This window comes from Polynucleobacter sp., from assembly GCF_040400325.1.
Taxonomy (GTDB): domain Bacteria; phylum Pseudomonadota; class Gammaproteobacteria; order Burkholderiales; family Burkholderiaceae; genus Polynucleobacter.
Genome location: NZ_JBBAQK010000001.1, coordinates 460,627 through 484,820, shown reverse-complemented (window position 1 = coordinate 484,820; position 24,194 = coordinate 460,627). Strand labels below are relative to the sequence as shown.

General features: G+C 38.5%; 24 protein-coding genes and 1 tRNA gene. 8 read left to right on the top strand and 17 right to left on the bottom strand.

Annotated elements, in window-relative coordinates; genetic code table 11:
• Nucleotides 1–33 precede the first annotated feature (33 nt).
• From ABWP14_RS02355 to ABWP14_RS02325, 7 genes are all read right to left on the bottom strand, one after another.
• Nucleotides 34–1,359, bottom strand: a complete 1,326-nt coding sequence (locus tag ABWP14_RS02355; protein WP_353201358.1) for an ATP-dependent DNA helicase — start codon at nucleotides 1,357–1,359, stop codon at nucleotides 34–36.
• Between the two features lie 3 nt (nucleotides 1,360–1,362).
• Nucleotides 1,363–2,148, bottom strand: coding sequence for an SUMF1/EgtB/PvdO family nonheme iron enzyme (locus ABWP14_RS02350; protein ID WP_353201357.1), 786 nt, complete (start codon nucleotides 2,146–2,148; stop codon nucleotides 1,363–1,365).
• A gap of 53 nt (nucleotides 2,149–2,201) precedes the next feature.
• Nucleotides 2,202–2,277 (bottom strand) — tRNA-His (locus ABWP14_RS02345).
• A gap of 68 nt (nucleotides 2,278–2,345) precedes the next feature.
• Complete coding sequence (gene dusA / locus ABWP14_RS02340) at nucleotides 2,346–3,428, bottom strand: tRNA dihydrouridine(20/20a) synthase DusA (protein WP_353201356.1); 1,083 nt, start codon at nucleotides 3,426–3,428, stop codon at nucleotides 2,346–2,348.
• 85 nt (nucleotides 3,429–3,513) lie between these two features.
• Nucleotides 3,514–4,497, bottom strand: a complete 984-nt coding sequence (locus ABWP14_RS02335) for a putative transporter (RefSeq protein ID WP_353201355.1) — start codon at nucleotides 4,495–4,497, stop codon at nucleotides 3,514–3,516.
• A gap of 175 nt (nucleotides 4,498–4,672) precedes the next feature.
• Nucleotides 4,673–5,239 (bottom strand): hypothetical protein, encoded by a 567-nt coding sequence (locus ABWP14_RS02330; protein WP_353201354.1) that lies wholly within the window; start codon nucleotides 5,237–5,239, stop codon nucleotides 4,673–4,675.
• A gap of 97 nt (nucleotides 5,240–5,336) precedes the next feature.
• Nucleotides 5,337–6,245: a phenylalanine 4-monooxygenase gene (locus tag ABWP14_RS02325; protein WP_353201353.1), complete on the bottom strand. Its 909-nt coding sequence runs from the start codon at nucleotides 6,243–6,245 to the stop codon at nucleotides 5,337–5,339.
• Between the two features lie 150 nt (nucleotides 6,246–6,395).
• Between ABWP14_RS02325 and ABWP14_RS02320 the strand changes: the two genes are divergently transcribed.
• Nucleotides 6,396–7,139 carry a thioesterase II family protein gene (locus ABWP14_RS02320; protein WP_353201352.1) on the top strand — a complete coding sequence of 248 codons (744 nt, stop codon included), beginning with the start codon at nucleotides 6,396–6,398 and terminating at the stop codon, nucleotides 7,137–7,139.
• 1 nt (nucleotide 7,140) lies between these two features.
• Here the strand turns inward: ABWP14_RS02320 and ABWP14_RS02315 are convergent, their stop codons facing one another.
• The 5 genes from ABWP14_RS02315 to ABWP14_RS02295 all read right to left on the bottom strand — a co-directional run bounded on the left by ABWP14_RS02315 (nucleotide 7,141) and on the right by ABWP14_RS02295 (nucleotide 12,554).
• Nucleotides 7,141–8,940 carry a sensor histidine kinase gene (locus ABWP14_RS02315; protein WP_353201351.1) on the bottom strand — a complete coding sequence of 600 codons (1,800 nt, stop codon included), beginning with the start codon at nucleotides 8,938–8,940 and terminating at the stop codon, nucleotides 7,141–7,143.
• Between the two features lie 138 nt (nucleotides 8,941–9,078).
• On the bottom strand, nucleotides 9,079–9,759 hold the full coding sequence (locus ABWP14_RS02310) for a YcjF family protein (protein ID WP_353201350.1): 681 nt from the start codon (nucleotides 9,757–9,759) through the stop codon (nucleotides 9,079–9,081).
• A 237-nt stretch (nucleotides 9,760–9,996) separates the two neighbouring features.
• A complete protein-coding gene (locus ABWP14_RS02305; protein WP_353201349.1) occupies nucleotides 9,997–10,686 on the bottom strand; it encodes a response regulator transcription factor in 690 nt (229 codons plus the stop codon).
• Nucleotides 10,687–10,794: 108 nt separating this feature from the next.
• Complete coding sequence (locus ABWP14_RS02300) at nucleotides 10,795–11,277, bottom strand: YcjF family protein (protein WP_353201348.1); 483 nt, start codon at nucleotides 11,275–11,277, stop codon at nucleotides 10,795–10,797.
• A gap of 98 nt (nucleotides 11,278–11,375) precedes the next feature.
• Complete coding sequence (locus ABWP14_RS02295; protein ID WP_353201347.1) at nucleotides 11,376–12,554, bottom strand: hypothetical protein; 1,179 nt, start codon at nucleotides 12,552–12,554, stop codon at nucleotides 11,376–11,378.
• A 798-nt stretch (nucleotides 12,555–13,352) separates the two neighbouring features.
• On the opposite strand from ABWP14_RS02295, the gene ABWP14_RS02290 reads away from it, so the two are divergent.
• Nucleotides 13,353–14,345 (top strand): hypothetical protein, encoded by a 993-nt coding sequence (locus ABWP14_RS02290; protein WP_353201346.1) that lies wholly within the window; start codon nucleotides 13,353–13,355, stop codon nucleotides 14,343–14,345.
• 8 nt (nucleotides 14,346–14,353) lie between these two features.
• Here ABWP14_RS02290 and ABWP14_RS02285 read toward each other — a convergent pair whose 3' ends face one another.
• A complete protein-coding gene (locus ABWP14_RS02285) occupies nucleotides 14,354–15,277 on the bottom strand; it encodes a prohibitin family protein (RefSeq protein WP_353201345.1) in 924 nt (307 codons plus the stop codon).
• 5 nt (nucleotides 15,278–15,282) lie between these two features.
• Complete coding sequence (locus tag ABWP14_RS02280) at nucleotides 15,283–16,797, bottom strand: cyclic peptide export ABC transporter (RefSeq protein WP_353201449.1); 1,515 nt, start codon at nucleotides 16,795–16,797, stop codon at nucleotides 15,283–15,285.
• Here ABWP14_RS02280 and ABWP14_RS02275 point away from each other — a divergent pair.
• Nucleotides 16,733–16,882, top strand: coding sequence for a hypothetical protein (locus ABWP14_RS02275; protein WP_353201453.1), 150 nt, complete (start codon nucleotides 16,733–16,735; stop codon nucleotides 16,880–16,882). The two genes, ABWP14_RS02280 and ABWP14_RS02275, sit on opposite strands and share 65 nt — an antisense overlap.
• Nucleotides 16,883–16,931: 49 nt before the next feature.
• On the opposite strand, the gene ABWP14_RS02270 is transcribed toward ABWP14_RS02275, so the two are convergent.
• The gene (locus ABWP14_RS02270) at nucleotides 16,932–17,708 is read right to left on the bottom strand and encodes a ParA family protein (protein ID WP_353201344.1); all 777 of its coding nucleotides are present in this window, start codon (nucleotides 17,706–17,708) and stop codon (nucleotides 16,932–16,934) included.
• 265 nt (nucleotides 17,709–17,973) lie between these two features.
• Between ABWP14_RS02270 and ABWP14_RS02265 the strand changes: the two genes are divergently transcribed.
• Nucleotides 17,974–18,168 (top strand): hypothetical protein, encoded by a 195-nt coding sequence (locus ABWP14_RS02265; protein ID WP_353201343.1) that lies wholly within the window; start codon nucleotides 17,974–17,976, stop codon nucleotides 18,166–18,168.
• 84 nt (nucleotides 18,169–18,252) lie between these two features.
• On the opposite strand, the gene ABWP14_RS02260 is transcribed toward ABWP14_RS02265, so the two are convergent.
• Nucleotides 18,253–18,414 (bottom strand): hypothetical protein, encoded by a 162-nt coding sequence (locus tag ABWP14_RS02260; protein WP_353201342.1) that lies wholly within the window; start codon nucleotides 18,412–18,414, stop codon nucleotides 18,253–18,255.
• A 168-nt stretch (nucleotides 18,415–18,582) separates the two neighbouring features.
• On the opposite strand from ABWP14_RS02260, the gene lanM reads away from it, so the two are divergent.
• The 3 genes from lanM to ABWP14_RS02245 are packed head-to-tail and all read left to right on the top strand — an operon-like array spanning nucleotide 18,583 to nucleotide 23,112.
• Entirely contained in the window at nucleotides 18,583–21,831 is a 3,249-nt protein-coding gene (gene lanM, locus ABWP14_RS02255; RefSeq protein ID WP_353201341.1) for a type 2 lanthipeptide synthetase LanM, read from the top strand.
• A 9-nt stretch (nucleotides 21,832–21,840) separates the two neighbouring features.
• Entirely contained in the window at nucleotides 21,841–22,161 is a 321-nt protein-coding gene (locus ABWP14_RS02250) for a hypothetical protein (RefSeq protein WP_353201340.1), read from the top strand.
• A 6-nt stretch (nucleotides 22,162–22,167) separates the two neighbouring features.
• The gene (locus ABWP14_RS02245; RefSeq protein WP_353201339.1) at nucleotides 22,168–23,112 is read left to right on the top strand and encodes an SDR family oxidoreductase; all 945 of its coding nucleotides are present in this window, start codon (nucleotides 22,168–22,170) and stop codon (nucleotides 23,110–23,112) included.
• On the opposite strand, the gene ABWP14_RS02240 is transcribed toward ABWP14_RS02245, so the two are convergent.
• The gene (locus ABWP14_RS02240) at nucleotides 23,082–23,423 is read right to left on the bottom strand and encodes a hypothetical protein (protein ID WP_353201338.1); all 342 of its coding nucleotides are present in this window, start codon (nucleotides 23,421–23,423) and stop codon (nucleotides 23,082–23,084) included. The two genes, ABWP14_RS02245 and ABWP14_RS02240, sit on opposite strands and share 31 nt — an antisense overlap.
• Before the next feature lie 152 nt (nucleotides 23,424–23,575).
• Here ABWP14_RS02240 and ABWP14_RS02235 point away from each other — a divergent pair, with 152 nt between their 5' ends.
• Entirely contained in the window at nucleotides 23,576–24,130 is a 555-nt protein-coding gene (locus tag ABWP14_RS02235) for an aspartyl/asparaginyl beta-hydroxylase domain-containing protein (RefSeq protein WP_353201337.1), read from the top strand.
• Nucleotides 24,131–24,194 lie beyond the last annotated feature (64 nt).

Genomic DNA, 24,194 nt, shown 5'->3' with positions numbered 1-24,194 from the left:
AAAAAAGGGGTGTCAAGACCCTATAAATTCACCCTATGTGATAAGGCAGTTAAGGTAAAAACGCTTGATCTCTTGATCGCATCTCACATCTTTGGGCTCAATCGGTCTTTGTAAAGAAATGCCTTCTATCGTTTTGCAACGACTCAGTGCAACATAGACTTGCCCAGATGCAAATGCTCCTGATGAAAGATCTACTTTCACTTTTTCTAGCGTCTTACCTTGACTCTTATGAATAGTTACCGCCCATGCCAGCATTAGTGGAATTTGTTCATAGGTACCAATGATGCTGGGTGAGATCTTTCCAGACATCATGTCATGGTCGTAGCGATAGGATTCCCATTGATGCGCTGTCACTTCAAGAGTGTTGGAGTATGGGCCATTCTTTACCATCACCTTTACCTTGTCAGGAAGGAGTTCACGCACGATACCGATCGTGCCATTAACCCAGCGTTTAGGAAAATTGCTATCCGTTGCCGTAAACATCACCTTGGCACCAACCTTCAAGGCCAGAGTATTGGCAGACGGTAGATTACGCTCGTCTAAATTGAATTTGCCTGTTGTTTTACCTAGATATACTTTGGCATCCTTTTCAATCGCACGAAGACCTGCACCATTGATCTGATCTGCCCTGACATTCGTAGTAGTCAGAGTGATTGTGTCTTCATCGGTTACTGCATCGTGACGAAAACATTGGGCATTGAGGATATCGATAGCCTCATCTACATCTTGATTGATACGAATTCGATTTAATAGGCTTGCAAAATGTTCATCTTTTTGACGAAAGATTTTGGATAGCTCAACCATCGTGACATCCTTACGGTGTAGAGCCATAGCACAGAAAAAATAGGGCCCCTCATAGCCGCGTTCCGATAGCACTTGCATATCAGCACTCGACACCACTGGCGGCAGCTGAAATAAATCTCCCACAAATACTACCTGTATGCCGCCAAAGGGTTTTCCTTTTTGCGGACCATTTTCACGTAGGAATAAATCCATTGCATCAATCACGTCTGCCCTGACCATCGAGATTTCATCAATGATGAGGAGGCGAATATCTTTATAGAGTCGCTTATCACGCAGTGGCTTGATATCTTCTTCTGGAAAGATTAATCGAGGTGGCAGTCTAAAGAAGGAATGAATCGTCACTCCTTTGACTTGGAGTGCGGCAACTCCTGTTGGCGCAACCACGACGACATTACCAGAGATAATTTCTCGAAGATAACCAATCAGGGTTGTTTTACCAGTACCGGCTTTACCGCTAACAAAGATATAGGGGTCGCGACGTTCAATCGCATCGATGACCGCCTGATAATCAGGCGTTACTTCAATTTCAGAAGATTCAATTGCTGGGTTTGACATTCCCTATTGTTTCACGGCATCGGCCACACACCGAAATCCGATATAAACCACAGCGATATCACCAGACTTAGATTCCACATCTGCTTCTTGCTGTCTTTCTGGACCATACCACCATGAGGAGCCGCGTGTAATGTAACCACCACCTCTCTCTGTAGCAGTCCATTCCCAAACGTTGCCACCCATATCAAATAGCCCATTCACACCAGGCTTAGTTGTTCCTGTAATGACATGGCCCGTACCACGATTGAGTGCCCCTGCCGGTGCTAAACCTTTGTAATCTCCGCAGCCATTCAGACAATGCGAAACCACTGGAGTGCTCCCGCCTGGATAAGGGTAACGCTGACCTTTTACGTATCCAGCTGACGGAGTAGCACGCTGCTCCAAGAATGCTGCTGATATCCACTCATCATTTGTGGGTAACCGTTTTCCATAGTAACGACAGGCGGACTCAGCTTCCTTTTGATTGAGGTGAACAGCAGGCTCTAAATCCTTCGCAGGAACACCGTAAGGGGTTTTCCATGACCAGCCAGGCTTTTTAACAAATCCTGCCTCATAAGAAAGTCCGCCGCCATTTTTTTCAGCTGCACTGACAAAGCCAGTAGCGGCTGCAAAACCCTTAACATCTCCTATCGTCATTTCTGTTTGATCCCAAATGACCTTGCCGATTTGAACTGTTGGGATGGCTGAACTTGGAGCACTTTGACCACTAGTTGGCCTGAGCATGAAATACAGGGCAATCACTGAAAGTGTTACACCGAATAGAATCTGATAAATATCGAACTTTTTCATAAGGCATTACTCTAATAGAAAAGCTCCATTGAGGAGCTTTTGTTGAAGTAGTTTGGGGCGAACGACGGGGCTCGAACCCGCGACAACCAGAATCACAATCTGGGACTCTACCAACTGAGCTACGTCCGCCGTTGTAGAGATACCATTATAGCTTTTTGATCAAAAACCTGTCAAAAACGATGGTTTTAAGCACTTAGTTAAGCACTTTCATACTCAAAAGCAGCCCAATCGCCAAGACAAAGACTGGCGTCAATGAAAAAGTCGGTAATCGCCGCTTTACTCTGAACCTTCGCTAAAGCGTGATGATCTGAGAGCCGTTGGCGCCAATAGCGTGAACCTGCCCTGCCATGCGCCAATCCCAAAATATGTCTTGTGAATGAGCCTATATAAAAAGGTTTGCTTTTGGCTTTGCACTCATCAAACCATGCGTGCACTTGCTTGACTAATGCAATCTGAATACGATGCCATTCGGTTTCGCTAAAGAGATAACCTGCTGCCTCACCATTGGTATTCATCAGATCATCCCAACCCAATAGTAATGCTGGGAAATGATAAGCCGCCCTACCAACCATGAAGCCATCAAAATCATCCCAATGACCAGCAATTTGCTCATTCGTTTCTAAGCCACCATTGAGCAGTACTTTTAAATTGGGGAATTGTTTTTGTGCATCTACTCTCAGTCTGGCAGCTACTTCATAGCGCAGCGGTGGCTTGCTGCGATTTTCTTTAGGAGATAGACCTTTGAGAACCGCATTGCGCGCATGAATCGTCACCTGACTTGCTCCCGCATCAGCAACCGCTAAAATAAAATCAAGCGCAAATTGATAATCTTTTTCTGAATGAGCAGCGTCCATCGAATTTAAGCCAAGGCGATGCTTTACTGAAATGGGTATATCAACTGCACCCCTCATGGCTTTTACACAATCTGCTACTAAATTGGGTTCAGCCATAAGACATGCACCAAATGATCCTCGCTGAACGCGTTCTGATGGGCAGCCACAATTGAGATCAATCTCGTCATAAGCCCACTGTTGCGCTAGCTCTGCAGCTTTAGCCAAATCACTTGGTTCTGAACCACCTAATTGCAATACCACTGGGTGTTGATCTTCTGAGTAGTCCAAATGACGAGGAACATCGCCATGCATTAATGCGCCTGTTGTAACCATTTCCGTATAAAGAACGGCTTCTTTAGTTAGCGTACGATGAAATGAGCGGCAATGACGATCTGTCCACTCCATCATCGGTGCAACGGCTACGCATTTTTTAGGGAAAATTGTCACATTATCTTTAGGTCAAAAAGTAGATTCTAAGCATTTTTAATCTATAAAGCATTGTAATTTCAGCCTATTAAAACATATAGCAAATTTAGCGTTGTCCTTGAATTTTTAAAGCTTTTTCGAATGCCCTAAGACGCTTAAAGACGGAAATTAATTCAACGATAGTGGGCCAACTTTTAACCAAAAATTGAAATGAATCTAAAACTCTGTAAAAAGCACGAATGATTTGTTGCATCACTCCCAGGGAAATAATTCCAGCAACAATTGTTGGCGCTAGTATTACATATGGAAGAATCACGCCAGCTTGTAAGTAACTAAATTTTGCTACATCAAAATAGAGGTAATGGAAAAATAAACGAAAGTAATTCATTCTGACTTGATTAAATAGACCCCGCATTAAACCCACTTCACCGCGATCAGGGCTATCTTCAGCAAGAACTAATTCTTTTCTAAAGGCGGCCTCAACCCTTTGATTATTAAATTCTAAGCCCGGTAATTTAATACCGACAAAGCCCAAGGCTATGGTTCCAAATAAAGCAAAAAATATAGTAACAAAGACAGGCGCATGATCAACCTTTCCAATAAGGGGAAGAATATTAATCGAATCTGATAAATGCCAAAGGATTGGAATAAATGCTAAAAGAACTAAAATTGACTCAATAAGACTTGATCCAAGAGATTCCATAATATTTGCAAATCGCTTGGTATCCTCCTGAACCCTTTGACTAGCACCTTCTATGTGATGTAATTCTTGCCAGTGACTTAAAAAATAAATTGTCATTGCTTGACGCCAACGAAAAACCCAATGTTTTGCAAAAAAACTAAGGATGACTGCGATAAAAATAAATTCCCCTGCGAGTATGAAAATATCCAATAGAAGTCGATAGTAATCATTGATCTCGATACTATTTGGAGATGAGAGCGCCTGTTGAATGGTGTTGTAAAACTGGCCAAACCATTCATTCATCCTGACATCGATTTCTACCTGAATCCAAGATCCAAGTAATATCAAAAAAGATCCACCCCAAGACCATACAATCCACTTTTTTGAAAAGAAAAAAGAAGTAAACAAGGTAATATCTTTCAGGTGATAGGGAGTTATAGAGAGTACGACGTCATCTTAGCAACATTAGGCACAAAAAAACACATACCAAGTATCAATTTGACGAAGCCCAATTCACAGATAGATATTTAATCGTGAATGCTGCCAGACAATGAATGATGACTACGAAACGAAAGCAGTAATCCTAAGCCTCAAATTGAGGAAAGTAATTTTTCATCTTCAAAATGCTAGTTGTAAATAAATGATAGCTGATACTAGTGCAGATGAGATCTATACCTACTACGACCCAAGTATTCCAAACTGATGAGGAAGGCCAGCTAGCAAGAAGACAAATTCCGACGATAAAATTGAGAATTGCTAGACCTGCTATGAGGAATCGAAAAGGTGCGACAAGGACGTCAAAGGATTGAGCAACACGGACAAAACCAGTTAGGATAAAAAGCAGACCCATCCAAAAATTGAGATATTGACCCTCTAAAGCGTCACTCTGAACCAAATAACAGAAGATAACAAACCAAACCATAAGCAAAAATGTAGCTATTCTTACTCGATCAACACTTTTAGTAATGATAAAGATTGCACAAAAACGAATCAATAAGGAAACAAACAGTATGCTTAGAAATACGTTAATGTTGTCGCTTGTCCGATAATTTGAAAGCCAAAAACTTAATAAACCCATTGAACACAATGCGACACCTGCCAAGTTGCTAAAGGCCCTAAAAGAGACCACGTCATTTTTATCAATTTCCATAGTTTTGCATTTCCATTTTACAAATAATAGTCGGAATCAATCAATGCAATCATTAGCTTTGATCATCTTGGCATCTAAAACCAAAGACTGGGGTGCTTTACAGTGCTAATGTAATTTCTTCACCAGCGAAATATTCAGCATGGTAAGACCCGTCACCAAATGAAATCACCCTATCGGCATCTATCACAGCACCCAATTCGATAATCGGAGCTCTTTCTAGCTTTATCATGACGCTATCCCAATCTACTGTCAGCACCTCTTTTAACTGCTTAATATCATCGAGGACAAAGTAACTACTTTGTAGATCATAAATCCAAAAATCAGTCCTCATAACCCGCTCAAGATCAAACTGAATTCGATTAGGAGAGGCACCCTTTAAGGCAAAGTTTAACTCCTTTTCTGAGGAGTTGATTGCGGCACCAATCGAGACAATATTGCCGTCTTCGAGAATGAGCCCTACTTCTATGATGAACCAATAAAGCCTAGCTACGTATTCGAGCATGCCTTTCTTGTGTGCCAAAACGGCAGCTTTTCCACAGGCCTCCATGAAATCAGCAATTTCATCAAATGCCAACAAGGCAACATGACCAAAGATGTCATGAAAAACATCTGGATACTCCTGAAAATCTAAACCATTCAGCTGCCTAATCTCACAACCGGCTGGAAAGCGACGGTTAGCCAAGTGCTCAAAGAACACTAAATCAGGAATCAAACCTGGAACTGCTACTACCTCAAACCCAGTAAACTTTTTTAATCTCGCTGATAAATTTACAAAATTAGGAATTTGAGTTGCATCCAACTGAAGACGCTCAATTCCAGCTTGAAATAATTTGGATGATCTTCCCGGAAGCTTTTGTAGCATATCCTCATAAAGCTTAGCCCAAATTTGGTGATCTCCAGAGCTATATGACTCCCAATTTTGATCAATTATCCAGTCCGCTCTGGCCGGAACATAGTCAGCCAACTGAGTTGGATGTGGAGGAGGAGTTTTAAAAGACTTTACCATTGGGTTATTTTAAGAATGCTCAATATAACTTTCTATCAATTGCTATACTAGTCAATGTATCCATTAATGATTATTGTAGATAATTTTTTTTTGACCCATATCTTTAGTAAATTAATGACAAGATTTCATATCTACTTTTTTTAAAATATCATGGCCGGAAAATCATTCAAACCCATACGCGTCAGCGATGATGCCACGATTGACCTGATATGCTTTCCATATGCCGGGTCGGGAGCCTCAATATTTTATACATGGGCTAATTATCTAAACCCAAAGATTAATATTTATGGATTTCAGGCGCCCGGCAAAGAAGATAGGATCTCAGAAGATTTAATTGAAGATCTCAATATCCTGGTTCAAAATGCAGTTCAGGAGCTAAAACAGCTCATCCAAAGGCCATTTGTACTATTTGGACATAGTATGGGCTCAGTATTTGCATTCGAAATTACAAAAAAATTAGAAGCAGAGCAGCTCGCCCCTAAACTAGTTATCCTTTCAGGCAGGCCACCCCCAAAGTTTGGCCTAAGGATGAGTCCAATTAGCCACCTAGCTGATAAAGAATTAATCGCAGAGCTGCATAAGCTAGAGGGTACAGATAGCCGCATTCTTGAAAATGCTGAACTGATGGAGCTACTATTACCCATTATTAGAACGGATTTCAGAATTAGCGAATCTTATAAGAGCTCTGCTAACTCAAAAATCAACAGTCCGCTTATCGCAATTGGCTCTAAAAATGATCCCTGGCTAAATGAAGTTGAATTTAATGAATGGAAAGACTATTCTAAAAATACAACAAAAATTCAGTTTTTTCCAGGCGGTCATTTCTACCTAAGAGAGCATTTAGATATACTCTCCGAATTTTTAAACTCACAAATTCTTCAAAAGTCATCATGAATTAAATTGAGAAACTAATCGGGATATAAATACTGAATATTACCCTGTCACCATCCCTCCTAACATTGATTTCGCCTTTAATTTTTTTGACAATCTCCCTCGTAATCCATAGACCAACTCCCATTCCAGGCTCATCTTTTACGTTTGCCCCGCGATAATACATATCAAATACTTTTTCTAAATTTATTGTTATATTTTTATCAAGGCTATTAGAGATATCAATCTTTAATATATTTTCAGTAAAGCGATCAATATCAATAGTTATCGAAGATTCTGAATCCATCCTATATTTAATGGCATTTTCAATTAAATTCTGAAAAATTATCTGTAATAAAACATAATCTGATTCAACTATGGTATCGCTATTAGGGTATAGAATGATCCCCTTATGCTCTGGCCTGACCTCTAAAAGTGAAGTAATAAGGGTATAAATATCAATATTCTTCCTAATCTCTAACTCATTAATTGAGTAGAATTTGCTTAAGGAAGTAAATCTCTCAACAATGTAGTTAATCTGATTTAATGTACTTTTAATTCTCTGAGTTAATCTAGTCAAACCTTCGCCCGATGGAGAAATTCTATCAATCAGAAAATATAGGGCCATTAATGGAGACTTAAGTTCATGAGAAATCGCCTCAAGAAGTAAGACCTGACTATTACTAACGGTTTTGCTTAATTCTAATTGATGGGTGGCTTTTATATTGGATTCGTTTTGCTGATAAATTTGATCAAATAATATTAAATTATAGTGATAGACAAGTATATACATAAAGAATATGAAATATCCCAGAGGTAAAATACTAAAATAGTAGTAACTATAATCAATTAGTGAATCAATAAAATGATATCTAATAGATAAAAGATAGAGGGCGAAGAATTGAATCCCATAACCCATAAAATACATAAATCTATTGATTTTAAGATTATTCGTATATATGATAAATATAGATAATATTAATAAATAGTTGAATATATAAAATATATTTAACAATATAATATCTAATAATGAATTATTGGATAAAATATAAATTAAATAAATAAAGGTATTAATTATTGAAACAATATAGACATATTTGTTATTAATGATTAATTTTACAAAGTATATTATAAATAATGATTGCAATAAGTTAATTAAATAAAATATTCCACTTACTTTGCTGGAATGCGAAATTACCCCGTAAATTTCAAAAAAATCCCAAGAAATTAATGCATTAGTAAACAGAAATTTCAGTATCAAACTGATAATAAAAGCATCAAGAAAGAGGAAGATTTTTTGTTTATATTGAAAATAGAAAAATAAGGGCAATAGACCACATAAGATACCAGCCCCCAAGTAAAGACCGCTAGTGAAAAGCCAATCACCATACATATTGTTATTCTTTTCAGCATTAATAGTAATAACTTCACTTACTCTATTGTTTATTTCTATATACAGCTCTGGGCTCTCCGAATGCCCCACTTGTCTAAACTTGAGCTCAGATACAGAGGTGTTTAATTGCACTCCTGTTGAAGGATTTGGGAGGGAATCCAAAAGAACAAGGTCTTTTGAATAAATTTTAGCCCCGATTGAAGCTGAGATTGGACGTATATGTAATGCCAAATCATCACCTAAAGGGTGATTAAACTTTAATTTTAATAAGAAATTTTGATATGGTTTGTATGCGTTAAAGCTGATGCCAGGAATACGGGAAAACGATCGGATATCCTCCCCTACAAATTTATCAAGATTCTTATCCTGACCGGCTTGACTAATAAAGAGCTCATAAGAAAACTGACTTGCGCTGGCATTTTCTTCGCTCACTGGAAACAAAAATGCATTGATTGCAATAAACCCCGATAAGACTATCAGGAAAAATAGAATTCTGAAGGATGCGACTTTCAATTGATCAATAAATAAGGGGGCTTATTAAGCCCCCGTTATGTAACCATAGCTTAATCATCAAACACTGGCAGTAACTTCTCCGTCAACAGGCTTGCCTAAATTTTTATTTAGCATTTTTTTAGCACGTTCAACTTGCTCAAAATAAATAGCCTTAGCACTTTTTAACTGACCCTTGTAAAGGGCCTTAGCCTTTTCAAACTGATCATCAAATACCGCCTTTGTTGAGTCAAGATCAAAATCAATCAAAGTGCCATTACTCTCAAAATGCTTGATAAAAATCATGCCGACAGCGTAGGTAGATGCAAAAGAGATTGCTGGTTGAGTGGCAATAGACAATATTGAGCCAATATAAGGAATTTTGCTCAAGCCAAATGACGCTACACTAAATGAGGCGGTCGTTGTTAAGCTACCACCTAATGCAGCACCAGCAACGGCAAGAACAGCCTCCTTCTTAAATGGGATTTTGTAAATTTTGCATAAGTCATAAACCATTTTCAATTGAACCCCAGAAATTGTGAGAGTATCAATCCCAGGGAGAGTAATAAACCCTGCAGCAGTGGCCCACTGAGAAGCATTCATTATGGTCGCATCTGCCAGCTTACGACGATAGTCAATAACTAAGCTATCTGCTTCAGGCATAGCAGATCGAGCCCCGTTGACCTCGGCATCAAAGACCTGATCCGCGGATATTTCCTTTGATTTTAATTTTGTATCGATTGATGTGTCTTGATTTTCCATATTTTTTCTACCTTGTCTGCTTGAGTTAAGTGTTGGAGATGATTTTTTAGTTGACCTGCTCGGATCAACGCTTGAATTCATAGTACGGCTTTGTGTAACTTGTTTTTTCGATGGTCTCGTTATTGAACTTCCTGAGGTCGCCCTTTTCCTCGCTGGTGCAGGCTTAATATTTTTTAAGGGATTAGCCTTAATTGTAGTTTTTGATGATTTCGGCATACGTTGAATTCCTAAAAAATATTAATGGTTCATGCAAACGAGATCGAAGCATAATCTATACGACGATGCTCCCCATGCGCTTTTAATCAGTTCATCTGAATCTTGAAAAAAAGGTTTCAATTTTTTTCTTAATCTACTAATTAAATTTTCCAACTGCTCACGCGTAATTGTTCTTCCATTGGATCTTAAAAATTCTTGGAATTGATACAAGTTGGCTGAGGCACTTAAAGCCATCAGCTTTAATGCTAAAAATTCAGAATTGGATAAATTAATGACATCATTTTTAGGAGAAGTCAATATAGCCTTTTTTAAATCCAGAGTCCATACTTTTCTTGCCGAAATTGAATGGTTAAGGCGTGAGATTAAATTCTTTACAGAAAACACCACCTCTTCCGGCCTAGAAGGCTTCGTTATATAAATATCCGCCCCCTCCTGATAACCTGCCATTCGATCGAGACTTCTAATTCTGCCGGTAAGAGTAATAATGCCCACATTTGGCATAGACCTTTTTATGCGCTTAATGATTTCAAGACCATCCTCATCTGGAAGATTTAAATCTAAAATAATAATGCTGATGTTGGTATCTGAAAGGATTTTATTTAAACCATCTCCACAATCTGAAGTGAATACAGAGTAACCCTCTCGACTTAAGGTTGCCGACAGCTCTTCGCGCAGTATCTCGTGATCTTCAACTATTGCAATATTAGTCATTGGGCTTGGGCAATAAAAGACGAAGCAGTTTTAAAACTTTATTAATAGAAAAAAGACTAAAAAATATTTAGTCTTTTTTCTCAACGCAGTAAGCACACCTAAATCAATCTATGATTTTGCTACCTTTGCAGTAAAAGCACTTTTTAATCCACCTGAGGCTGCAGTTGCACTGAAGTCTGCAAATGTGCCGCCATTTTCATAATGATCCACAAACACTTTTCCAACAGCATAAGTAGCAGCTGCACCAAATCCAGCCATAGTAGCGATCCCAACTAAATTACCGAAAGGAATCCACTTCAATAAAACAGGAACGGCAAGTTGCGCTCCATAGGAAGGAAGTAGAGTCGCTAGCAAAGTGGAGATGACGCCACTAACAACATACTTAGATGGTTTTTCATCATATAAAGCAGAAATATTGACAATCAAATTAGCCTGTACACCTGCTAAAGCAGCAAGATCCAGTCCATTTACAGGAATGAGGGTTGCAGCAGCAGCCCATTTTGATGCAGAAGTGATTAGTTGATTGCTTAAATCTTCCCGAGTAGGGGTTATTGATGAGACTTCATTCGATGCATTTGCAATTGCTTCCATCTTTACTCTCCTATTAATTACTGTTTAAAGTGAAAAAAAAACATCTATATATTTATTTTTTATGACACCTAGCATAAAAATTACTCTGAATACATCATTTACTTAACCAAAACAGCAGGTGATGCAGGAATCGAACCATTCACCTTATTGAGATTTAGTAACTGTGCCATCATATTAATTACTACTGGGGAGAACCCATTATCCTTTGAGGGTATCTCATAGGTATTACCACGGTAATTCACACTTGCCAATGGGTTCTCTAGTTTCTGATTTTTCTTCACTACAAATATTGGGACTAGGTCTGAGCTTTTTTGAACAACACCAGCCGTAGGGTTAATAGTTACCTGAAAATCAGCCTGGTTACTTTGTAATTTTAAGATTTCACCGAGGTATTGGTAGATATCACGATTAGATCTAACCCCAAAAGCAATCGAGGTCTTACCTGTAATAGGAAGTGAATCAGAAGTAATACCAGAGCTCTCTATTTTGTCCTTTGAGCTAGCCACAGGTTTGGCGCAAAAGTAAGAAGAACCGAACTCATTCTTAACCTCGTCCATATACGCACTTTCGCCGAAACAGAGAGTGATGACCTCATTCATTTGCATTAATTGATAGTAGGCCTCCTTCTTACCAACTGCTGGAAAAGATTTCATATTCAACTTATCGACATTTTTGGACGAAAGATAGGATGGCATGATAGTTGCCGCTAAAGTTTGCGTTAGCTGAGGCCCCATGGGGGTTTCAAAATGATTTGTCTGGGTCGTTAAGTTGTACTTAATTAGTAAATCGACAACCGATTGAAATTGCTTAAAAGACTCTGCATATGGGCTATTGATATACATCTCAACTTTTCCATCCGGCTTTACAAAAGAAACCGAGCCTACCAGCAAATAAATCATCAATTCGCCCGGTACATTTCCAGAGGCAAAGTAATTTACCGTTGATAGAGGAATTCTGCTATTGAAACTGGTTTGAAAGGTAGCATTATCTAAGGAGGACTGCGTATAGTTAAAAGAGCTACCTACGCTTACGTTTGGAGTAATGGATAAAGCTGATGTAGCAGCACTGAATACACCTGCGCCAAGAACACTATTACTCCAAGTTCCGCCAACACTCGCTGAAAAGTTTCCTGTTCCAATAATGCTAGGGATATCTAAAAAACTCAAGGGTAATCCATCTGCAGCGCGAACAACGTTTAATAAAATATTATTAAAATTGTACTGCTCAACAGTATTTTGATATTCCGTAGCCATTGAGTTAAAGGACGGGCTCCGCACAGCACATCCGCTAATAAACGCACAAGAAGTCGCAACTGCTAATGCCCTCTTTAAAGTATGACTTTTCATCCTAAAATGAACCTCATTAAAAAAAAGAAACATGTAAAAAACAGGGTAACTAGCACTACCTGTATCAGAAAATAAGACCAAAGCATTATGATTCCAAGAAAACCACTACGACTGGTTTTTGCAACCCTCAACCAAGACAAAAACATAAATAAAGCCCCAAGTACAACTGAAACTAAAATGATTTTTAGGGCAATTGTTAGCGTAAGCAAAAAATTCTTTCATTAATGGTGGATCAAAAAAAATAGATCAAATTTAATTTATCAAGAGACTATAACATAAGCAATCATTTTTTAAAGTTTTAAATAAATACCCAAAATGGTACATAAAGATGACATAAGATAAGTCATTATTTAAATAAGTGGGTATTCATAATAAGTTCATGAATTTATGCTATGGATCAAATAAATCAATATCTAGCCTACATATATCAAAGGGGGTAATTCAGACTCAATCTTTGACTTTTCTTCAGGCTAATCTTGGAAAGCCCAAAATACAGGCGTTTCTTTGATCCCCACCCCATGCCAGGCTAGCAATTAAGTGGCTGATCAAAAAAAAGATGCTGTCATTTGGTAGCGCCCAAATAGAACAAATTGATTTCAATTCAAAGAGGTAGAGCTTAAAAGTACTTATATTTGAATATCTTAATTTCTATCTCGGCTGTGTTATCGTAAGTATTTGCGTTAATTCTTAAATAATAATATCGTTGCATAGTTAGGTTAGCGTTGCGCTATGAATACTAAAAACTATCTTATAGGCATACTTGCCATTCTTTTGGTAATGTTCATACCTACCCTAAATTGGCTTGATAAAAAGTATTCTTTCGACCCATTAAAGCTGGAAAGTGGCAATACTAATAGCTCGGATAAAAGTAAAAACCCAGATTTGCTTGCTGCTAATTCCAGTGACGACTCCAATAAAATTTCGAGTCTGCAAACTGAAAAACCAACAAATACCAAGACTGAAACCCCTTCCCAGCCGGAAACAGGCGAAGAGTCGATCTCCATCCTCAACAAACCCCCACCTGAGGGTGCAACACTTCCTAGAAGTATCTGTATGGTAACCAGCGTAGATCTTAAATGGGAAGGAATCTTCGCCACCGTGTTCACAAATCTTGCAAGTGAAAGCTGCGATGTCACGGCTTTTAAAACGATGAGTATTGCCTCTGCAGGCGCTCAAGTAGGAACCGTCAACCAGAACTTTCACACAACCAAAACTGGGCCTTACTTTACTACCGCAACAAAGGATTTAACTGTCTCGGATAGGGAGTTCACCTTCATTGGTAGCCAGAGATTTGCACAAACTATTAGCCTAAAGATAGGTTGGCTTGACATCCTCCGTAATCCAGAGTTTTTGGTTGGCGCTAGTGTTATCAGAAGGGCTCAGTATTTCCCTCTAAGGGCTCAACAGGATATGAACGCTTTTTGGTCGCCTGGAGAACCAGCCTATGTTTTGATAACTCCAAATGGTGAAACGTACCTCATGACGCATTACAGCGTAAAGCTACTGCCTGGCCTCAATCGCTACAACTTATTGTCCTTAAATAAACTTCTCATTCTTCCTCCTAATTGGAAATTTGTTAAGGCAGAAATCATAAAACCAATATGGATAACTCAGGGATCTGAGCAGGCCTATACACAAATCATGACTTACGATAATTTAGGCAACATCTACGTTAAAGCCGATCTGAAAGTAACGGTAGACTTAAAAAATGCTACGAAGTAAATCTTAAATTATTTAGCTACAGAATTTTTAGAGTTGGCATTCTTGAAATCATCAAAAATTAATGGTAGACCACTCTGACCAGAGCCAAAAATAACAATCTTTGCATTGTTTGAATTTGCCAATTTCTCAGTTGCCTGAATACCAGTAAGACGCAAATAATTGTCCGTCAGGCCGGATCCTATAGTATCTTGGAAACTCTTGATTCCGCCTGCCTCTATTTTCTTTCTTTCAGCCTCTTTTTGAGCAGCCTGTAGAACAAAAACCATTGCATCCGCTTTTGCTTGTTCAGTTACTTTCTGCTGTATTGCCTGCGAGACAGATTCAGGAAATTCAACATTGGTAATTTGAACGCTATTGATATCAAGTAAATGCAATTTAATTAAACCATCTGGATTAAATGAGTTAATAATTCTTTCATTGGTATCGATAGCTATATCTTTGGCTGCAGCCGTAAGAGAAGATGTGAATGCATCTTTGGATGATAATTTCCCAATTACTTGTCGGGTGATCTGTGTAACCTCAGGCGTAACAATTTTGCTAACATAATCAGTGCCAATATATTTATGAAGATAAGGCACTGTTTTGGAATCTATCTCGAATTGAAATATAACTGTAGCCTTCGTTTTTAACTGATCAAGTGTCAGTACTTCGAGGTTAAGCGTTTGACTTTGAGTTTGGATTGAGTATTGAGTAACTTTGCTCCATGGCACAAGAATGTGGGCACCTTCGTTTAAGATATTTTTAGTGTTTACACCATTAGCTAAGGGGTTATAAATAACACCTACATACCCAGCAGGAATTACATGCAGTATTTCCGGCAATAGAACTATGAAACTTGATACAAAAATAATGCCGCCAACGGCGATAGCAAGTAAATTCTTTTTTATCAAAAGCTTCAGATAGGCGATCTTCGATTGAACCAATTCATTCATACTGTTTAGGTGCTCTGTGCTAGCATTCCATTTTGAATTTTAATAAGATGATCAGACTTAGAATAGTACTGATCATCATGGGTAATAGCAATGATAGTTTTACCTTGATTTTTAAGTTCGGGAAGAATAAATTCATAGAAATATTTTCTAAACTCTGGATCCTGATCAGAGGCCCACTCATCTAAAACAATTATGGGCCTGTCTTCCAATATTGCAGTTATCAAGGCAATCCTCTTTCTCTGACCTGTAGAGAGATTGATATCGGAGAAACTGTTATCAGAGATTTTAGTCTTTTCAGACATCCCAAGCAGATCAATAGCAGCAGAAATTACCTTGTCATCTGCCGTGTAAATACCATACAGCCTTTTAAATAAGTGAAAGTCACTAAAAACAACTGAAAATAAATTACGATACGCGGGACTTGCAGGTTGGCTTACGAGATCTCCATTAAAATAAATACCGCCAGATGTTGGCTTATATAGGCCAATTAATAATCGAATTAGCGTCGATTTTCCGGAGCCATTATTACCCCTTACAAAGTATATTTTTCCTGGCTCAAAAATATAGCTGACAGGCCCAATAGAGAAGGACTTATCACTCTTATTTTCATCATATTGATAAACAAGGTTTTTTAACTCTAGTGACTTCATCGCAGAAAAATTCTCATCCCCCTTAGAATTGTCTTCACTGGCCTCAATCTTATTGAGCTTTTCCTCTAAAAGCAAAAGCTCCTCTGCTGAAGCGCTCGCCTGTGCCAACGGAGGAATGTTTCCAACAATACCTCCAAGCGCTCCAACTAAAAACATAATCGAAGTCGTAATGGATTGGACGCTGTTAGAGTAATCTTTAAAAAGAACTGGCAACACAAATACTGCGATACCTACCAATATATAAAAGAAAAGTTGCGGAGCAATTGTCGCATTCACTAAGGCAAACATTGCCTCAATCTTCATGGACTTAGATTTTCTAGATCCAAAGACAATTTCGCTAGATAATTCTGCAGCTCTTTTGGAATTCATCTTAATTTCTTTGAATCCATCCATGAAATCAGAAAGAACTTTTAGACTCTCGCCCTCGTAATGCCATGCTTCACTGAATGCTTTGGTTGTCTTTGAGATTCGATTGGAAACAAGAAAAAATATTATAAAGGATGCGACTAAAACAATTAAAAAAGCTGGAACTGATACGAAACCAATATAAATCAGCAGAAAAATTAAAGTTGAGGCTGATTGGGCAATCTGTACGATGCTTAAGATAGACTGAGAAACTGTTTGTGTGTCTCTTACCAAAATTTGTAATATCCAAGGCCGACCAATATCATCTATCGTCTTTAAGTCAGCCTTTAAAACTTGCGACATAATGCGTATCTTAAAAGTATGCATCAGAGACTGGGTCGAAATGACATTTTCTTTACTAGATTTTCTTAGAGCATATAAATAGATAAAGAGCAAAATAATGAATGCAAAGAATTGCCATACGGCAGTTTTGCCAGTAGATGCAATGCTGGCTGATTTATTAATTAAAGCGATTAGCCCAGTATTGGCTAAACCCCCTAAGCAAGAGAGCAGTATGAGCTGCTTTAATTTAACCGTACCCTCTCGTTGAATAAAACGAAATAAGGGAGCATCAAAAATCATAATAAACCTTGAAATTATTAAGAAGTCTTTTTATTTGAAGTAGTTCTTTGCGTAACTTCTTTAGCTAAAGCCCGATAATCATCAGCGGCATAAGAATTTTTGTCATATTCAATTATACTTTCGCTAAATGATGGCGCCTCAGCTAATCTAATATTTTCTCTAATCTTTGTTTTAAAAACCTGATCGCCGAATTGCTGGACCAAGTTTTCCAATACATCGTGAGCGTGCCTTGTCCTAGAGTCGAATCTCGATGCAATAAAACCCAATACCTCCAAATCAGGATTTAGGATTTCTTGCACATCTTGGATAGTATTAATAAGCTGAGTTACTCCAGATAGGGTCATGACATGTGTGGTCACAGGTACCAATAATTCCTTTGCAACAGCAAGCGCATTTAAGGTTAGTAGGCCTAGCGTTGGTGGTGTATCAATTAATACATAATCATAAGCATCCACTGGCATTTTTTTAAGGCGCCTTTTGAGAATAGTCTCAACCGCTAGCTCACCAGACAAGACCTTTTCAATTTGAGCCAGTTCTTGAGAAGCAGCAATAATATCTACCCCAGGAAAACCGCAGGATCCAATAACACTGGTCAAGGATTCGGTGGACTTAAAAATTAGCATAGCCCCGTCCTCAGGGCCGTTCGCTCCCAGCCAATCGCTTGCATTAGCCTGGGGGTCAAGATCAATCACCAACACTCTATTCTGCAGTTCGGCCAAGCAGGCAGCCAGATTGACAACTGTAGTTGTTTTGGCGCATCCGCCCTTTTGATTGGCGACGGCAATTATTCTCATTTGAGCGCTCCAAAAAATCTTAGGGGTAATTAGACCCCCCATTAAAGTCTTCCTAGATTATCCTTCAATCCACCCCCGCGTCCTTAATAGCAAATTTTAGGCCGTCAATTCTAAAAATAATCTTCATTTCTCTTCTGCTGATGGCCTAAAAATGCCCCTTTTTGATGCATAAAAGACTTCTAAGTGACTTATTAAATGGATAATGTAAGTAGACTTTTTAATATAGTTTAGTTTTAAGAGACATTAAACTGATAGGAATAACACCATGTTAATCAAAATACTTTTAATATCTGCGCTGATTGGGTCTGCTATGGCCATATTTTTTGGCAAAAGCACGAAAGAAAATGCTGCAAAAGGTGCAGCTGGCGGATTATTAATAGCCCTCTCTTTTTTGATTCAGCTATTCTTTTTTGGCCTTATATCCATAGCTGGTATTTGGGTTGTTAGCAAAATACTCTAATACATTAAATAGGTTTTACATTACAAATACTAGTTATCCCTCTGGTGAGGGATAACTAGAACACATTACTAGCAACCTACCAGATTAACATCCGCAAGTAGTTACAGAGCCACAAGTAATACATGTGCTCGACGTTGTTGGATATGAGCTGGCCAATAAACCAGAGTCTTGCTCAAGTAAGTCATCGGTCAAGTTAATACTAACTACATCGTCAAATTGAATTTCTTGAAAATTTGCATAATTCATGTGTGTCTCCAGGTGTTTAGGTGAATGAAATTTGTGCTACAAATAGGTAATCAAAAGTAGGTAAAAAAAACCTACATTTATTTTATAAACTAATTATTAATTCTATTTCTATGAATTTCTATGCATGAATAACATAACTTGTTAATAAGCATTTGTTAAGATAAAGACATGGACCACAAGTCAGGACTCAAGCTCAATTTAGATGAATTTCTATTAAAAACAGCAACGATCGATGAGAGGCTTTCTGCTTTATTTATTGAAATTTCTAGTCAAAAAATAAACACTCTTGAAGCGGCGGAACAATTAGCGCAATGGTGTAACGCTAGCACAAGCGGAGATTGGAAAAAATTTGCAGCTTGGCTTTCATGTAGAAAGACTTCATTCGATAAAGCTTTATCTAGGCTATCAACTCTTCATAAAAATCCAGAGGTAGAGTACCCCGAATGGATAAAAGATTCCGAATGGATCATACGAGCCTTAACTAGTGAAAGTTTAAGTAAACCTGTACTAAATAGGCGGAACTGTGAATTTCTGTATCCATTTTCTGATTTATTTAACGAGGTAATTGAAGCGAGCCTTGCTGCACAAACTCAAAAATGTAAATCAATCGACCTAAAAATATTCAGTCAAGAAGCGCTTGATGACTTAACGCGTGCCCTATTAAAGGAATTGACTGACTTATCTGCAAAGGTAATTTATCAATTATTTATAGGGCAAAAAGTAGTGGATGCTAATGAGGAGTCATCCCAAGAAAATGACTCTTTGTATTATTTAAAGTTTTTAGCATGGATGAGGGTAGCCGGATGGAGTGAAGTATTAAAACGCTGGCCAGTTCTCATCAGATTATTAGCAGTAGCAACCAGACAATGGATAAACAATTCCTCCCAAATCATTCACAGATTATCTGAAACTGCTAACCAAGCAAAGAATTTAATATACAAGACCCCACAAGATTCGAATCGGATTATCGCAATTGACATTAATGTATCTGATGCACATAACAATGGTCAATCAGTAGCCATTATCAGCTTTGATAATGGCATTAAGCTTGTGTACAAACCTAAAGATTTAAAACTTGATCTTGAATTTGAGAAATTTCTTAAATATATTTCCTCACTTGGATCTCCAATGCATTTGGAAATCCCAAGGGTATTTATTGCTACTCATTATGGTTACACAGAATTTATTACTTACAAATCCTGTCTTCGGGACGAGGAAGTAAAACATTTTTTTACTCAGATGGGCGGATGGTTGGCCCTTTTCTATATATTTATAGCAACGGATATGCATGAAGAAAACTTTATTGCACACGGGAAAACCCCTTATCCAATTGACTTAGAGATGATGCTACATCCACTAATACGTGATGAGGACATCACGCTAGCTTCTCAGGACGCATCCAAAGAAGCTCAGAATATATTAATGTCATCCGTCATGATGATCGGCATGCTACCAAGCTTTTCATATGGGCCAAATGGGGAGCCACTATATTCATATGGCTTAAAGCCCGAGACAGACCCAGTGATTGTAGAAGGCTGGGCAAATATCAACAGTAAAAATATGAGGCGTGCAAAATTTAAAAAAAATGACAAGTCCTATTTCAATGTACCCGAGCTGAAAGAATCTCCAGTTGATTTAAAGAAATACATACCCAATATCACTGATGGTTTTAATTCCTTCGCCAAATTTTTAATTGAAAATAGATCTGCCATTCTTAATAGCGCCTCATTGCATGCATTGAATGAAGTCACTTCGCGACGCGCCCTAAGGCGCACTCATTTTTATTTTATGCTCGTCCACAGGCTTAAAGATCCACAATTTCTTAGTAATGGAGTGTTATGGAGTGCTCAAGCAGATTTTCTTGTCCGCCCTTTTAAGCTTGATGGTAGCAATGAATTTGGGACCACTTTGATCTTTTCAGAGATCAATGCCCTACTCAATTTAAATATTCCCTACTTTACAATCTCTACAAATGGATTATCGCTACACGATGAGATGGGATGTTCCGAAGCTGCAGGGAAAAAATCAGGCTTTGACCACGCTAAAGAGAGATTTAATAATTTCACTTTTGATGAAATAGCATGGCAATCACATCTAATTGAAATGAGTGCTTACTCAATTACCTCAAAAGAACACAATGCATCGAAACCTAGATCGATATTCGCATCTAACTCGAAAATGTTAAGTGACCAGGAATTAGAAGACGAGGTTAAATCTATTTATGACAAGATTAAGCAAAGCGCAATTGAAATCAATGGCAGTTGTACTTGGTTAGGATTTCAATGGATAGATGCACATAATCGCGTTGGGCAATTGGCTCCACTTGGACTGAATTTATACGAGGGTAATGCTGGAATGGCGCTATTTCTTGCTGCCTATGCAAATGTTTTTGCCGATCAAGACTCTAAAAATAATGCAATGGCAGTCCTTAAACCATTCTTAAAGGCGATGGACGAGCAAGACTTTAATGCATGGATTCGACAAATTGGCTTGGGTGGTGCAACCGGAGTTGGCGGGCAAATTTATACCCTAACAACACTTGCTGAGCTAATGGAGAGCGATGAACTTCAAGAACGAGCAGTTATCTTGGCGGATCTAATAACCACAGATATGATCCATTCCGATAGAAAATTTGACGTTATTGGTGGTGGCTCAGGAGCCATCCTAGGCCTAATGAAGCTATATCGAGCCACAAATGAAAAGCGTGTTCTTGCCAAGGCGGAGGAGATTGCACAGTTTCTCCTAGATTCAAGAAAGTCCATTGATGGCTTTGTATTGTGGCCATTTGATGAAACTAATCGCGCCTTAACCGGCTTCTCACATGGTACTGCTGGCTATGCTTATACCTTTTCATTGCTAGCCAAGGCAACCAATAACCCAAAATATCATAATGCTGCTGAAGAGTGCCTTGACTACGATGAAAGTGTATTTTCACATGATGAAGGGAATTGGCCCGATAAAAGAAATACAACAAACCTTCAGAATCCAAGTAAGAAATTATTGTTTTTATGTCAGTGGTGTCACGGATCAGGCGGTATTGGCCTATCTAGAATTGCAATGAAGCAATATGGCGATCAAAGAGACACGTCAACTGATTTGGATATTTCTAGGGCGATTCAAAGTATTAAAAAAAACTGGCCACATGACTTGGATCATTTATGTTGTGGGAATACTGGCAATGCAGAGCTTCTACTTGAGTCTGGATTAAAACTTGGAAACTCAGACGATTTATATGAATCTAGAAAAATGCTCAGCCAAGTAATAATTCAGGCGCGTGAAAGCGATGGTTATCAATTCGCCCATGCCTCACCTGTTCAATACAATGTCAGCTTGTTTACAGGAATCTCCGGTATTGGATACTCAATATTGAGACAGCTTAAGCCCAATAAAATACCAAATGTACTAATTTGGGAGTGATCCACTTATATGAATTTAAATTTACTATCGTTATATGAGGGCAATATTGATGTAGATGTCAAGAATGAATCTATTGTTCAAGCACTCAGCGATGCATGGAATCCAATCGATTATCTGAGCAGTCAAATGCCCACAATGAATTCCAATCCAACGTTACTTCCTCAAAAAATTTTTCTTACTGGCGCTAAAGGTTTTATAGGAATCCATCTTCTCTTTGCTCTTACCGATGCCGCACATGCTGTGACCTGCCTGATTCGATGTGGTTCACCTGAAGTGGGTATATTAGCCCTTAAAGAAAAAAGTCAGCAAGCCGAGCTCATCATTAATTAGGATTTAGTGTCTGTTGTAAAGGGTGACTTAAATGTTCATAAACTGGGCTTATCGCCAGCAGATGAAGAAAGCTTAAGAAGTAATATTGACACTATTTTGCACTGCGGTGCCGACACACATCACCTACATTCATATGCAAGACTAAGAAATACTAATGTCAACAGTACTAGGTTTTTATTGGACCTCTGTGTGGCCGTTAAGCCAAAAAAGTTTTGCTATATTTCCTCCATTTCTGTAGCAAACTGCTCACCAAATCAAAAAATTGTCCCTGAAGGCGAATTACTCATCGAACCCACTGAGAGCAATGGTTATCTATTAAGCAAATGGACATCGGAAAAATTAATATCCAGGTATGCAAGATATTTTAATTTGGACTTTTCCATATTGCGTCTAGGAAATATTACTGGCCACAGTAAGACAGGATATGGACCTTATGAAAATAATCATTTTTGGTCTTTTACAAAAGGTATCCTTCAGCTGGGAAGCTTTCCTACACTGCAAATTAAGGTAGAGATGTTGCCTGTTGATATCACTTGTAATCTGATATCCAAACTTCTCAATACCTACCAAGATGGTTTGAGGGTATACAACATTACCAATCCAGTAACACTTGATACAGCTGATTATTTCAGTATCCTGACGAGACGGGGTTATCCCACTCAAGAAATGTTGCTATATGAATGGCAAAAACAATTGCGTCATTTATCCGAAAATAACTACCTAACGCCTATCAAAGGATTTTATAGTGGCAATCTAGGCGCAATAAGCCCAGAAGTTAAACAAGATAATTTGTATCATTTACTATTAAAACTCAAAATGAGAATTGATATTAATTACGAATCAATCATTGATGTTTACATCCATTACCAAGAAAATAAAGATTTAATGAGACTCGAGCCCATTACAGCAGAATCAGAGCATCATTCTGCTGCGGGCTTTGCCTCTCCATGAAGAACATCAATAATCCCCTTCGCAAGTATGGAGCTAGATTTAAACTCCTGAGTTCGCATCATTTCCTCGCTCGATACTTCTTGAAAGTCACCCCCACACATAATCACAATTTCTAATGCCCCAATCTGGCGAGCATCTAACTCTAGAATGAGAATCAAAGCGCCTGCAGAGATCGAATAAAAAATTTCGCATGGCCCTGCCCCGCAAGCAGCTAAAACGACTTTGGTTGAGTCGGCCATGTCTTGCGGGCGCTCCAAAAGCCCCCTGAAGCCCTGAGCTGAATATTTTGCTTTAATTAAATAAAATGCCATAATCTAATTGTCTTTTTTGGTGAATATTGGTTACACTTTAGCCGTAATAATGCCTTAAAAGGCTGTAGTTTAATAATCTATATTGAATGGCGTACTCATTCAATATCAAAATCTAAGGCAATAGTAAAAGACTAACTTTATGGGACACGTGTATGTTTATTGAGTCAACTGAATATCCTTTTTTAAAACCTATTCAAGATCAGTGGCGGGATATTCTCTCTGAGTTGTCTGCACTAGAGAAAGAGTATTTTGTAAAATGGCCAGAAAGAAGTATCTACGATGGTAATTGGACCGTCTTTGCCTTATTTCGTCTTGGCGAACATATTCAGTTGCACAATCTCTTATGCCCCATTACCTCCTCATTGCTAGAAAAGGTTCCTGGCCTAGTCAATGCCGGCTTTTCCTCCTTGGCATCAGGCGTATATATCGGCCCTCATTACGGGTACACCAAAGAGGTTCTCAGGTGTCATATCGGTCTGATAACCCCTCCTAATTGCGCTATTCGGGTAGGTTCTGAAATCAGGTCTTGGGATCCAGGCTCGTCCTTTGTCTTTGACGACACCCAAGAGCATGAAGCTTGGAATAGAAGTGGCTCTACAAGAGTAGTCTTACTCTTTGATTTTAAAAGGAATCCTGACTTACCATTAACCCAGTTTCCGGACGATATTCATCAATACCAATTGGTTTCTGACGAGCTTGGAAAATAAGCCTCCGCCTCAAATAAGGTCATCTCGCAATATCGGCTATCCTCCACAAACAAGCGAATTTCCC

Excerpts from the sequence above, each read along its gene's own strand:
- ABWP14_RS02355 (WP_353201358.1), bottom strand. The coding sequence starts at position 1,359 with ATGTCAAACCCAGCAATTGAATCTTCTGAAATTGAAGTAACGCCTGAT.
- ABWP14_RS02350 (WP_353201357.1), bottom strand. The coding sequence starts at position 2,148 with ATGAAAAAGTTCGATATTTATCAGATTCTATTCGGTGTAACACTTTCA.
- ABWP14_RS02330 (WP_353201354.1), bottom strand. The coding sequence starts at position 5,239 with ATGGAAATTGATAAAAATGACGTGGTCTCTTTTAGGGCCTTTAGCAAC.
- ABWP14_RS02325 (WP_353201353.1), bottom strand. The coding sequence starts at position 6,245 with ATGGTAAAGTCTTTTAAAACTCCTCCTCCACATCCAACTCAGTTGGCT.
- ABWP14_RS02320 (WP_353201352.1), top strand. The coding sequence starts at position 6,396 with ATGGCCGGAAAATCATTCAAACCCATACGCGTCAGCGATGATGCCACG.
- ABWP14_RS02310 (WP_353201350.1), bottom strand. The coding sequence starts at position 9,759 with ATGGAAAATCAAGACACATCAATCGATACAAAATTAAAATCAAAGGAA.
- ABWP14_RS02305 (WP_353201349.1), bottom strand. The coding sequence starts at position 10,686 with ATGACTAATATTGCAATAGTTGAAGATCACGAGATACTGCGCGAAGAG.
- ABWP14_RS02300 (WP_353201348.1), bottom strand. The coding sequence starts at position 11,277 with ATGGAAGCAATTGCAAATGCATCGAATGAAGTCTCATCAATAACCCCT.
- ABWP14_RS02290 (WP_353201346.1), top strand. The coding sequence starts at position 13,353 with ATGAATACTAAAAACTATCTTATAGGCATACTTGCCATTCTTTTGGTA.
- ABWP14_RS02285 (WP_353201345.1), bottom strand. The coding sequence starts at position 15,277 with ATGAATGAATTGGTTCAATCGAAGATCGCCTATCTGAAGCTTTTGATA.
- ABWP14_RS02275 (WP_353201453.1), top strand. The coding sequence starts at position 16,733 with ATGAATGCAAAGAATTGCCATACGGCAGTTTTGCCAGTAGATGCAATG.
- ABWP14_RS02270 (WP_353201344.1), bottom strand. The coding sequence starts at position 17,708 with ATGAGAATAATTGCCGTCGCCAATCAAAAGGGCGGATGCGCCAAAACA.
- ABWP14_RS02265 (WP_353201343.1), top strand. The coding sequence starts at position 17,974 with ATGTTAATCAAAATACTTTTAATATCTGCGCTGATTGGGTCTGCTATG.
- ABWP14_RS02260 (WP_353201342.1), bottom strand. The coding sequence starts at position 18,414 with ATGAATTATGCAAATTTTCAAGAAATTCAATTTGACGATGTAGTTAGT.
- lanM (WP_353201341.1), top strand. The coding sequence starts at position 18,583 with ATGGACCACAAGTCAGGACTCAAGCTCAATTTAGATGAATTTCTATTA.
- ABWP14_RS02250 (WP_353201340.1), top strand. The coding sequence starts at position 21,841 with ATGAATTTAAATTTACTATCGTTATATGAGGGCAATATTGATGTAGAT.
- ABWP14_RS02240 (WP_353201338.1), bottom strand. The coding sequence starts at position 23,423 with ATGGCATTTTATTTAATTAAAGCAAAATATTCAGCTCAGGGCTTCAGG.
- ABWP14_RS02235 (WP_353201337.1), top strand. The coding sequence starts at position 23,576 with ATGTTTATTGAGTCAACTGAATATCCTTTTTTAAAACCTATTCAAGAT.